Genomic DNA, 11,287 nt, shown 5'->3' with positions numbered 1-11,287 from the left:
CGCTCGCGAGCGGCTTCGCTATCGCCGACCTACACCACGCGGTGGGACACGACCCAAGAGTGAGTAGAGCAGCCCCGCTACGAAAATCCCATCCTGGTTCGTTTGACGCATCGACTATTCAGATTGATTGGCGTGATACCCGGCGCGGCCGCAACACGCGAGGCCGTCAACCGCTGAGCAGAAAACCAGCCTTCGCCTTCCGCGGCGGCGGACCTCGTCAGCCTCTCGAAAGCTTGCCTGAGTAGGTTGCTCATGTGATCTGTGGAAGTGAGGATAGCGTGCACCCGTACAAACTAGACATTCATCGTGGCAGCTTGGCTGCAGGTGCAGCACGCCGTACCGCACGAGCAAGCGGACAGGCCGGCCAAGCCGGTTTTGAGCAGCACTTGGGCGAACTGCAGGCGGCGGACGAGTTGATGGGTGCGCCAGGCGAGGAGGTCCTCGTCAATGGCTCGCATGGTAAAGGTGAGTTGAGACCAACGAAGAGGCAGAGGATCCAAAGCAATCTGCAGCATGCTGTCACTGAGCGGCAACCAGGTGAGGTTGGCAACTCAGGCGCTCGCGTGATGATGCAACTCCCCACCCATCAGGTGGGTACATCGGAACGGGAGGCGCAACTTGTGATGCAGGGGGACGAGCACGAATACACCCCAGCACCGCATCTCGACGGGTCGATGCCCTCGACAGTGCAGCCGGATCGTCCAATTGTGGTCCCCGACGGTGCCGACAAGCGTCCTGTTTATTCCAACGATGCCACCGCCATCGAAGGGCTGAAGTCAGCACTCCTTGCGGGTAAAGCCAGGCCGGACACGGTCACTCGCAGCACAAATTCTCTTTTCGGCTTTAGTCGTTGGCTCTTTCAAAACAACAAGCCAGGGCTTGCTGCTCGGCTTTACCATCCGTCGCTGAGCCAGGATCTCGAGGAGTACGAGAGTAGGGGTGGTTCCTCCACCGTGGCTGGCGCACTGCGTCAATTGATGAAGTCGATGGGCGGAGCCGGCCCGATTGTGGGTCGCGCTGTCCTGAACCCCCATCCTGACGACGCCGCGCTCACCAGACATTTCAGATCCGCGAGCGGCTACGCAACTGCTCTTAACCATTTCAGTCATTACCTACGTCAAAATGACAAGCTCGGAATTGCGGGTCGCATTTACGATAAATCGCTGGATAAAGATGTTGAGAGCTACAAGGCCGCCTCCTCTAATGGTGGAGCTCCGATCGAATCTGCGCTGGTTTATCTCCGCAAGAACCCGCCGCGCGTTATACTCGGGAATCATCTGGAAAACGCGGTCAGCATGGAGGCTCGTCCCCGTGGCGACGCTGCTCAGCATACCGCACCACAGCAGGGATTCGATTGGCCAGAGGAGCTCCTGCCGGTAGGTTATAAGGAGGGCACCGATCTACCATTGTCTCTCGCCCCAACCGCGCACCAACACCAAGCGCCCGACTTTGGAGAGGCCGTCCCTCACTTGAACTGGCGCCACGGCGACCAGGGCGCCCCGGAGGAGCTGGTAGCTGCACGGGACAGGAGCAGCCCGCTGCCAAGCGAGGCGGTGCCACATAAATCTGGACGGGGACTCGCTACGCAGCCCAGATTGTGGGCGGAGAAATCCGCCTCGCCAGAGCTCTTTCGACGGCGGGCGGAGCAGGCTCTGCCGGCGTCCGCCAGAGGTGTGGAGACATCCTCCGCGGTTGATGAAGCCGCGCAGGCCGCTCGCCAAGCTTTGGCTTGGTTGCAGCAGGAGATGGAGGGGATCGAACCGATGCAGGATCCTCATAAGGTGGCTACACCGGAATGTGAGGCGCAGCTCGTCAGGCAGAGGGATGAGCACGAATCCACCCCAGCACCGCATCCCGGAGGTGGTGGGTCGATGCCCTCGACAGTGCAGCCGGATCGTCCAATTGTAGTCCCCGACGGTGCCGACAAGCGTCCTGTCTATTCCAACGATGCGACCGCTATCGAAGGGCTGAGGGCAGCATTCCACGCGGGTAAGGCCAAAGCGAACACGGTCACTTACAATGTAAATTCTCTTTTCGGCTTTAGTCGGTGGCTCCTTCAAAACAACAAGCCAGGGTTTGCTGCTCGGCTTTACCATTCGTCGCTGGATCAGGATCTCAAGGAGTACGAGAGTACGGGTGGTTCCTCCACCGTGGCTGGCGCACTGCGTTACCTCAAGAAGTCGACAGGCGGAGCCCAGATTATGGCTCGCCCTGTCGTGATCCCCTATCCTGACGATGCCGAGCTCATTAGAAATTACAGAGCCGCTTCGACCAAGGAGTACCTGGCAGCGCCTGCGACCGGACGGAATCCAGATACCGTGGGCGGCTATACAAATTTTCTTAGACATTTTAGTCAGTACCTGCGTCAAAATAACAAGCTTGGGATTGCGGCTCGGATTCACGACAAATCGCTGGATAAAGATGTTGAGAGCTTCAAGGCTGTCTCCTATGGTAATAGGCTAAGTATCAGTTCTGCATTGGCTCACCTCCGGGATATCCTGCCGCGCATTGTGCTCGGGCGCGAAACTGTCCTTTCTGCTCATCCGGCAGACGCAGTCACCAGGCGCGTTGGGGCCGCTGCTGAAGCTGGGCCAGCGGCACCGGCAAGAGCTCCCCAACCCGCCTCGCCAGCAACCGCTAGGCTGCCAGGCACCTACCGCGGCCTTCCACTGGTTGATGTGACCACACTGACTACCAGTTCCTCTGGGGCTCAGATCGGGGCGCTCGATCCGACAGCCCCGTCCAACGTTGCAACGGGGCGGGTGCTCGGCGCCGCCGAATGGCTGAGCGACGCCCATATCCAGAGAGATTACAATTTGCTGGAGGGGCAACTGCAGGGGATCAATCCGGCGCTCGCTGCCCGGACTCGGCTGGTGGATCCTTCCGTATCCCATCTACTGCGACACACGTCGCCGCAAGACGCTCGAGGCATATTGCAGTCCATCTATAATCAAAACAACGCCACAGCCGACTTCCTGTTCTTGCCAGTGAATAATGGCACGGCTACTAGCCCCGGCACCCATTGGTCGCTGCTGCTCGTTGATCGCCGCGACCCGGAAAGGCGGTTCGCCTATCACTACGACTCCCTCCAGCGAGAGGGATATAACGACGTGCCTGCAAAACAGCTCGCAGGACTGCTGAATGCCACCTTGGCGCCAGCCCCCATGGCCAGACAGACGAACCATTATGATTGCGGCGTATTTGTCCTGGAGGGCACGTGGGCGCTGGTTGAACGATTGGTGAAAGGGCAGCGGCCAGACCACGAGCCGCTGCCCCTCGACAACCTCGTTGCCGATCGGCAGGCGCTGCAAGACCGGCTAAGGAGGCGCTTGCCGCACGAGGAAGAGCCGCGGCAGCTGCTGGAGGATGAACCCGCCTCCCCACCGATGATGGCATTCGAGCCAGGGGAACTGCGGCAACTGTTGGAAGACGAGCCTGCCTCCCCACCAATGATGGCGTTCGAGCCAGGGGAACTGCGGCAACTGTTGGAGGACGAACCTGCCTCCCCACCAATGATGGCGTTCGAGCCAGGGGAACTGCGGCAACTGTTGGAGGACGAGCCTGCCTCCCCACCAATGATGGCGTTCGAGCCAGGGGAACTGCGGCAGCTGTTGGAGGATGAACCCGCTTCCCCACCGATGATGGCGTTCGAGCCAGGGGAACTGCGGCAACTGTTGGAAGACGAGCCTGCCTCCACTTGGGCACAAATCAATTCGACCCCACATGCGCGAGCGGACGGTGTTCATCAGCCAGCCCAGGCGCCGTGGCTCCCTGAACGCAGAAGATAACTTTGCGGAGGAGCGGTCACGCAACTGTCGGCGGCGCCGGGCCTCAGGGTGAATGGAAAGGATGGAGTGGCGGATGGTGTCGCGTGAAGGCGCAACACGCGTGCTGACCGACCTGATACGTAGGAAGTCGTTCATTGCTCCCAAATCGTATGTGAGGAACATTCCTGTCCCGGCTGCGCCGCGCGATGCTAGGTCGCGTTGTTCAGCGGGCCAAGCCGATGACACCTACGAAGCTACTGATCGGGCAGATCGCCGTTGTGTGCGCAATTGTCATTATCGGCGTATGGACGGCAACCCAATGGTGCGCTCAAATGCTGACCTACCAGACGCCTCTCGGCGCACCATGGTTTCTCTTCGCCGGCTGGCCAATCTACAAGCCGTGGAAGCTGTTTGAATGGTGGTTCCACTTCGATGCTTATGCGCCGGAGGTCTTCGACAAAGCCGGTACGCTTGCAGGCGCCAGCGGATTCCTGGGCTGTGCCGCCGCAATCGCTGGCTCGCTTTTGCGCGCGCGACAGCGCGGGTCGGTTACGACCTATGGGTCTTCACGGTGGGCCACGACTCATGAGGTCGAGACGGCAGGGTTGTTACGGCCGGCGGGCGTTTTCCTCGGTAGGCTGAACGATCGCTATCTGCGCCATGACGGCCCGGAGCACGTCATGGCATTTGCGCCGACGCGTTCGGGCAAGGGCGTGGGGCTGGTTGTTCCAACGCTACTTTCCTGGACCGGGTCTGCCATCATTCATGATATAAAAGGCGAAAATTGGCAGTTGACCTCCGGCTGGCGGTCGAAATTCTCGTACTGCCTTCTGTTCAATCCGACCGACCCGAGATCGGCACGCTACAACCCGCTGCTGGAGGTGCGCAAAGGCCCAGATGAGATCCGGGACGTTCAAAACATCGCCGACATCCTCGTCGATCCCGAGGGCGCGCTGGAGCGACGGAACCACTGGGAGAAGACCAGCCATTCACTCCTAGTTGGCGCCATTTTGCACGTGCTCTACGCTGAAGAGGACAAGACGCTGGCCCGCGTCGCCACCTTCCTGTCGGACCCGCAACGCTCGTTTGCCGCAACGCTACGGCGGATGATGACGACAAATCATCTCGGGACGGGGCATAACCCTCAGGTCCATCCCGTAGTGGCCTCGGCGGCTCGCGAACTCCTGAACAAGTCGGAAAACGAGCGCTCAGGCGTCCTCTCGACCGCCATGTCCTTTCTCGGGCTTTATCGTGATCCAACGGTCGCGGCGGCCACTTCGTCCTGCGACTGGCGCATCGCTGACCTAGTGGGTGGAGAGCGACCGCTGTCGCTCTATCTGGTCGTGCCGCCTTCGGATATCTCGCGCACCAAGCCTTTGGTGCGACTGATCTTGAACCAGATCGGCAGGCGGTTGACGGAGCGTCTGGAGGGGGACCCGAAGAAGAGCCGTAAGCATCAGCTGCTCATGATGCTGGACGAGTTTCCGGCGCTCGGTCGCCTCGACTTCTTCGAAACGGCGCTCGCCTTCATGGCAGGTTATGGCATTCGCTCCTATCTGATCGCACAATCTTTGAACCAGGTTTCAAAGGCCTATGGCGAGAACAATGCTATTCTCGACAATTGCCACGTGCGAATTGCCTTTTCCTCCAATGACGAACGCACGGCCAAGCGCATCTCGGATGCCCTCGGCACCGCAACCGAACTTAGGTCGATGCGCAACTATGCGGGCCATCGGCTTGCGCCCTGGCTTTCACATGTCATGGTGAGCCGCCAGGAAACCGCGCGCCCGCTCCTGACGCCAGGCGAGGTGATGCAATTGCCGCCGTCAGACGAATTGGTCCTGGTTTCTGGGTTGCCGCCGATCCGCGCCAAGAAGCTGCGCTATTATCAGGATCAGAATTTCACAGATCGGGTGCTGCCTGCGCCGGTGCTGCACGACGGGCCCTATGCGGACTGCCCTGCATCACGCCCGGACGGCTGGACTGGACAAGTGTGCAGCGTCGATAGCCGACTTGCTGCGGACGAGGAAAGCGCCGACGCGCCAGTTGAAGACGAGGGAGGCGTTCAGCAGCAACGCCATCCAAGCCTGCCCGAAGAAGACGTTGTTGTCTCTCAAGAGCCCGATCAGGCCGATCTGTACAAGCCCGCAGACGATGACAGCGAAGCGCTCGCGGACAAGCGTGTCATGGATCGGATTTCCACTGCGGCCCGCGCCTACGGTATCAACGAGGGCAGGGGCGACGATGTCATTCCCGGCTTCTGAAGTCCGCTGAGTTGCAGAGCGCACCTCAGCGTAGATAACGGCCATAAGCAATTTTGAGCGTCTGGCCGATGCTTCTCCCGTCGCCGGCGCAACGCCGGGCCGTCGGAACGAGCCGCATGAAGCCGCACCGCATTCGCCATCAGTTTCTGCTTGAGCCGGAGCTCAGCGAGAAACTGGACAACCTCAGTCGCGATCCGTCAACGACCAAATCAGCGATCGTGGCGAAGGCGATCGAGGCGTTCATCGAGCGGCGTGGCGAGAGCGAGTTCGATCGGCGCTACGGCGTAAGGCTTGACCGGCTCTCCCGCGATCTTGCCCACGTCAGGCGCGATTCCGAGGTGATCCTGGAGAGCCTGGCGCTCTTCATCCGCTTTTCGATCACCCTTCATGCCCACACGCCGGTCCCGGATCGGGCAACGCAGGCTATTGCCCAAGAGCGTTTCGAGAAATTCGTTGAGAAGGTCGGCCGCCAGATCGCTTCCGGCAAAAAGTCGCTTAGCAAAGACAATGGTGGGGGAGGGGAAGGATGAGCTCTCATCCCGAGGCCGACCACCGGCGGCGTGTCATGCTACGCACCGCCATGGGTCCGGCAATCACCGAAGCCCTGGCCGATCCGTCCGTCATCGAGGTGATGGTCAATCCCGACGGCGCGCTGCGACTCGACCGGTTAGGCGAAGGTCGGGTCGATACCGACGTTCACATGCACCCGTCCGAGGCAGAACGTATCATCCGCCTGGTTGCTTCGCACGTGCGCGCCGAGGCGCACGCCGACAACCCGATCGTCAGTGCCGAATTGCCGTCTGGCGAACGCTTCGAAGGCCTGCTGCCACCTGTGGTGTTGGCGCCATGTTTTGCCATCCGCAAGCCCGCCGCGAAAGTCTACACCCTGGCCGACTATGTTGCCGAACGCATCATGCTGCCGCTGCAGGCCGATGCGCTGAAAAAGGCCGTCCGCGAGCGGCGCAACATGCTGATCGCCGGCGGCACTTCCTCGGGGAAGACAACACTCGCCAACACTCTGCTGGCTGAAGTCGCCGAATGCGACGATCGGGTGATCCTGATCGAGGACACACGCGAACTGCAGTGCGCGGCCAGGGACTGCGTTGCCCTGAGAACGAGGCGGGGCTCGGTCACCCTTGCCGATCTCGTGCGCTCGACGCTGAGGCTCAGGCCGGACCGCATCATCGTGGGCGAGGTGAGGGGCGCGGAAGCGCTCGACATGCTGAAGGCATGGAACACCGGGCACCCAGGCGGCATCGCTACCGTACACGCCAATTCCGCGCGCTCGGCTCTCTATCGCATTGAGCAACTCGCCCAGGAAGCGGTGGTCACCGTTCCCCGCCGGCTCATCGCTGAGGCGATAGATCTGATCGTCTTTATAGCGGGACGCGGCTCGTCGCGCCACATCGACGCAATCGCCGAGGTCACCGGTCTCGACGGCAGCGGCGATTACGCCGTTGCCCCGCTCACGCTTTCGCAACTCCAGCAGCTTTGAAAGGCCTTCCTCATGCGCAAGAAGCTTCGCTTTCTTTCGTCCACAGCGCTCGCGTTTCTTATCACGGCCCCGGTTTATGCGGCCGGCTCCGGCATGCCGTGGGAGCAGCCGCTGCAGCAGATCCTGGAGTCCGTGCAGGGACCGGTCGCCAAGATCGTTGCGGTGATCATCATTATCACCACCGGCCTGACGCTTGCCTTCGGCGACACCGCCGGTGGTTTTCGGCGCCTGATTCAGATCGTCTTCGGTCTGTCGATCGCCTTCGCGGCATCGAGCTTCTTCCTCTCCTTCTTCTCCTTCGGTGGTGGGGCGCTCGTCTGATGGCCGCCGGGGAGCAGCATATCGAGGGCTTCGCAGTACCGGTCCACCGGGCGCTGACCGAGCCGATCCTGCTCGGCGGGGCTCCGCGCGCGGTGGCGATCCTCAACGGTACAGTGGCCGCGGCCATTGGCTTCGGCTTGCAGCAATGGATTGCTGGTCTGGTGCTTTGGATCGCGGGCCACTCGTTAGCGGTCTTTGCCGCAAGACGCGATCCGGACTTCGCCAGCGTGCTTGTGCGCCACCTACGTCTGAAGGGGTGGCTTGCATGCTGAACCTTTCGGAATATCGAAGCAAAGCCGACCGGCTTGCCGACCATCTACCCTGGGCTGCCTTGGTGGCGCCCGGCATCGTGCTCAACAAGGACGGCAGCTTTCAGCGGACGTTGCGGTTCCGCGGCCCGGATCTCGAAAGTGCGACGGAGGCTGAACTCGTCGGCATTTGCGCCCGGGCGAACAATGCTCTCAGACGCCTTGGCTCTGGCTGGGCATTGTTCTTTGAGGCCGAGCGCATAGAAGCGCTGGGCTATCCGAACTCGCATTTTCCTGACGCCGCGTCGTGGCTGGTCGACGAAGAACGCCGCGCTGCTTTCGAGGGGAAGGTAGCGCACTACGAGAGCCGCTATCATCTGACCTTGGTGTTTATGCCACCGCCGGACGCCCAGGCGCGCGCAGAAAGCGCGCTCGTCGACTCTCATTATTCCCAAGGAGAAAGAGACTGGCGCCAGGATCTGGCGAGGTTCCGTGACGAGACCAACCGCGTGCTCGATCTCTTCTCGGGTTTCATGTCCGAAGTACGCGTCCTCGATGATGCTCAGACGCTGACCTACCTCCACGGCACGATTTCGCCTCGCCGCCATCCTATCATGGCCCCCGAAACGCCGATATATCTGGATGCAATACTGGTCGATGCGCCGCTTACCGGTGGCCTGGAGCCGATGCTGGGTGAGCAGCATCTTCGCACACTGACCATCCTCGGCTTTCCGAACCTCACCCGGCCCGGGATCCTCGATACCCTCAATCATCAGGATTTCGCCTATCGCTGGATGACGCGCTTCATTCCGCTCGAGAAAACGGAAGCCACGAAGACGCTGACGCGGTTGCGCCGGCAGTGGTTTGCCAAGCGCAAATCGATCATGGCAATCCTACGCGAGGTCATTACCAACGAGCCGGTCCCGCTTGTCGACAGCGATGCCGACAACAAGGCGCTCGATGCCGACGAAGCCCTTCAGGCATTGGGCGGCGATCATGTGAGCTTCGGCTATCTCACCACGACCGTGACGGTGTGGGGCGAGGATCGCCAAGCCGCTGCAGAGAAGCTTCGCGCGGTCGAGCGCATCATCAATGGGATCGGTTTCACCACGATCCGAGAAGGCGTCAATGCGGTCGAGGCTTGGCTCGGCTCATTGCCTGGCCATGTCTACGCTAACGTTCGCCAACCGCTCGTTCATACTTTGAACCTTGCCCATCTCATGCCGCTGTCGTCGGTTTGGGCCGGTCCTGCGACAAACGAGTATCTCGCGAAAGTCACCCAAACCGAAGCGCCACCGCTTCTCGTTGCCGAGACCAGCGGGTCGACACCGTTTCGGCTTTCCACCCACGTCGAAGATGTCGGCCACATGCTGGCTGTTGGTCCGACCGGCGCCGGCAAGTCGGTTCTGCTTGCTCTGATTGCTCTGCAGTTCAGGCGCTATGCCGGCGCCCAGGTTTATGTCTTCGACAAAGGCAATTCGGCCCGTGCTGCAACACTTGCCATGGGTGGAGAACACCACGCGCTAGGAGCGGACAGTTCCCTTGCCTTTCAGCCACTGCGCAGCATCAACGACCAGGCTAGCCGAAGCTGGGCGGCCGAATGGATCGCCAGCCTTATTGCCCACGAGAACGTCACCGTCACGCCGGAGGTGAAGGAGGCTATCTGGTCAGCGCTGGCCAGCCTTGCCACCGCGCCGGCGCAGGAACGCACACTGACCGGCCTTTCGGTCCTGCTTCAATCCAATGCGCTGAAGTCCGCATTGATGCCCTACACGCTCGACGGTCCCTTCGGCCGCCTGCTCGATGCCGATCATGATGGGCTGGCCTTGTCGGATGTGCAGTGTTTCGAGACCGAGGAGCTGATGCACAGCCAAGGCGCTTTGCTGCCGGTGCTTACCTATCTGTTCCAGCGACTTGAGGAACGGTTCGACGGACGGCCCACGCTGATCATGCTCGACGAGGCGTGGGTCTATCTCGACAATCCGCTGTTCGCCGCCCGCATCCGCGAATGGCTGAAGGTGCTGCGAAAGAAGAACGTGTCGGTTGTCTTCGCTACGCAGTCGCTGGCTGATATCGCGGGCTCTGCCATAGCGCCGGCAATCATCGAAAGCTGCCCGCAGCGCATTTTCCTTCCCAATGATCGTGCCGTGGAACCCCAGGCGCGCACAGCCTACGAACGCTTCGGTTTAAGCGAGCGGCAGATCGAATTGATCGCCCGCGCCACGCCGAAGCGTCAGTATTATCTGCAATCGCGCCGCGGCAACCGTCTGTTCGAGCTCGGGCTTGGCCCCATCGCTCTTGCGCTTTGCGGTGCTTCCGATCCGGCCACGCAGACTCTGATCGACAGGATCCTGTCCGAAGACGGGCAAGGCAGCTTTGCCTCGCAGTTCCTGATCGCGCGCGGCCTCGATTGGGCCGGCGAACTTCTCAAGCAATTCCCTCAACCAGACAAGGAGCAATTAGCATGATGCGGCGACGCCTTCTCTCCGGCCTGATCACCGTTTCCCTGATCGCCAAGCCTATGGCCGACTATGTGCAGCCCGCCTACGCCCTTATCGTGTTCGATCCGTCCAATTATGCGCAGAACGTGCTGACGGCCGCGCGCGCCCTGGAGCAGATCAACAACCAGATCCAGTCGCTGCAGAATCAGGCGACCATGCTGCAGAACATGGCGCGCAATCTTCACCGTCTGGATTTCTCTTCCGTTGGCCAACTCACCGGTTCGCTCCATCGCATCGACGGCTTGATGGACCAGGCGAGTGGCCTCAGCTTTGATCTGGGCAAGCTTCAAGACCAGTGGCGCAGCCAATATCCGGAAAGCTACGACGCCACGATCAAGGTCAGCGATGTGGCGAGTGCTGCGCGCGAGCGTTGGCAAAGCGCCATGCAGGCGTTCCGCCAGACCATGGGGGTCCAGTCGCAAATCGTCGAGAACGTCCGCGCCGACGGCGATCTGCTCGCCGATCTCGTCAACCGCAGCCAAGGGGCGGCCGGTGCGCTTCAGGCAAGCCAGGCCACCAACCAGCTGATGGCGCTTTCGACAAAGCAGCAGATGCAGATCCAGACGCTGCTCGCAACGCAGTTTCGAGCTGAGGCCGAGGATGCCGCCCGCAAGGCCCAGTCAGAGGAAGCCGCCCGCGAGATGACGAAGCGATTCTTGGGTACCGGCTCGGCTTATCCCGGCAATTAATC

Annotated in this window: 8 protein-coding genes; all 8 read left to right on the top strand. The window is 61.0% G+C overall.

The features are described from left to right. Positions 1 to 386: 386 nt before the first annotated feature. The 8 genes from E5X88_RS30890 to trbJ all read left to right on the top strand — a co-directional run bounded on the left by E5X88_RS30890 (position 387) and on the right by trbJ (position 11,285). Positions 387 to 3,788, top strand: a complete 3,402-nt coding sequence (locus tag E5X88_RS30890; RefSeq protein WP_287171661.1) for a Ulp1 family isopeptidase — start codon at positions 387 to 389, stop codon at positions 3,786 to 3,788. A 218-nt stretch (positions 3,789 to 4,006) separates the two neighbouring features. Continuing rightward, the gene (locus tag E5X88_RS30885) at positions 4,007 to 6,031 is read left to right on the top strand and encodes a conjugal transfer protein TraG (protein WP_095520376.1); all 2,025 of its coding nucleotides are present in this window, start codon (positions 4,007 to 4,009) and stop codon (positions 6,029 to 6,031) included. A 116-nt stretch (positions 6,032 to 6,147) separates the two neighbouring features. After that, positions 6,148 to 6,561, top strand: coding sequence for a CopG family transcriptional regulator (locus tag E5X88_RS30880; protein ID WP_095488561.1), 414 nt, complete (start codon positions 6,148 to 6,150; stop codon positions 6,559 to 6,561). Continuing rightward, complete coding sequence (gene trbB / locus E5X88_RS30875) at positions 6,558 to 7,526, top strand: P-type conjugative transfer ATPase TrbB (RefSeq protein WP_095520373.1); 969 nt, start codon at positions 6,558 to 6,560, stop codon at positions 7,524 to 7,526. The genes E5X88_RS30880 and trbB overlap by 4 nt, the downstream gene beginning before the upstream one ends. A 12-nt stretch (positions 7,527 to 7,538) precedes the next feature. Beyond that, positions 7,539 to 7,847 (top strand): TrbC/VirB2 family protein, encoded by a 309-nt coding sequence (locus E5X88_RS30870; RefSeq protein WP_024502851.1) that lies wholly within the window; start codon positions 7,539 to 7,541, stop codon positions 7,845 to 7,847. Beyond that, positions 7,847 to 8,119: a VirB3 family type IV secretion system protein gene (locus E5X88_RS30865; RefSeq protein ID WP_024502852.1), complete on the top strand. Its 273-nt coding sequence runs from the start codon at positions 7,847 to 7,849 to the stop codon at positions 8,117 to 8,119. The genes E5X88_RS30870 and E5X88_RS30865 overlap by 1 nt, the downstream gene beginning before the upstream one ends. Beyond that, complete coding sequence (gene trbE, locus E5X88_RS30860; protein WP_128260769.1) at positions 8,113 to 10,563, top strand: conjugal transfer protein TrbE; 2,451 nt, start codon at positions 8,113 to 8,115, stop codon at positions 10,561 to 10,563. Before E5X88_RS30865 ends, trbE begins: the two co-directional genes overlap by 7 nt. Beyond that, the gene (gene trbJ, locus E5X88_RS30855; RefSeq protein ID WP_095520371.1) at positions 10,560 to 11,285 is read left to right on the top strand and encodes a P-type conjugative transfer protein TrbJ; all 726 of its coding nucleotides are present in this window, start codon (positions 10,560 to 10,562) and stop codon (positions 11,283 to 11,285) included. The genes trbE and trbJ overlap by 4 nt, the downstream gene beginning before the upstream one ends. The last annotated feature ends 2 nt before the right edge of the window (positions 11,286 to 11,287 follow it).

The organism is Mesorhizobium sp. (assembly GCF_004962245.1).
Classification (GTDB): Bacteria; Pseudomonadota; Alphaproteobacteria; order Rhizobiales; family Rhizobiaceae; genus Mesorhizobium.
Note: the sequence above shows the minus strand (reverse complement) of the source record. Positions and strands in the feature narration are given on the sequence as shown.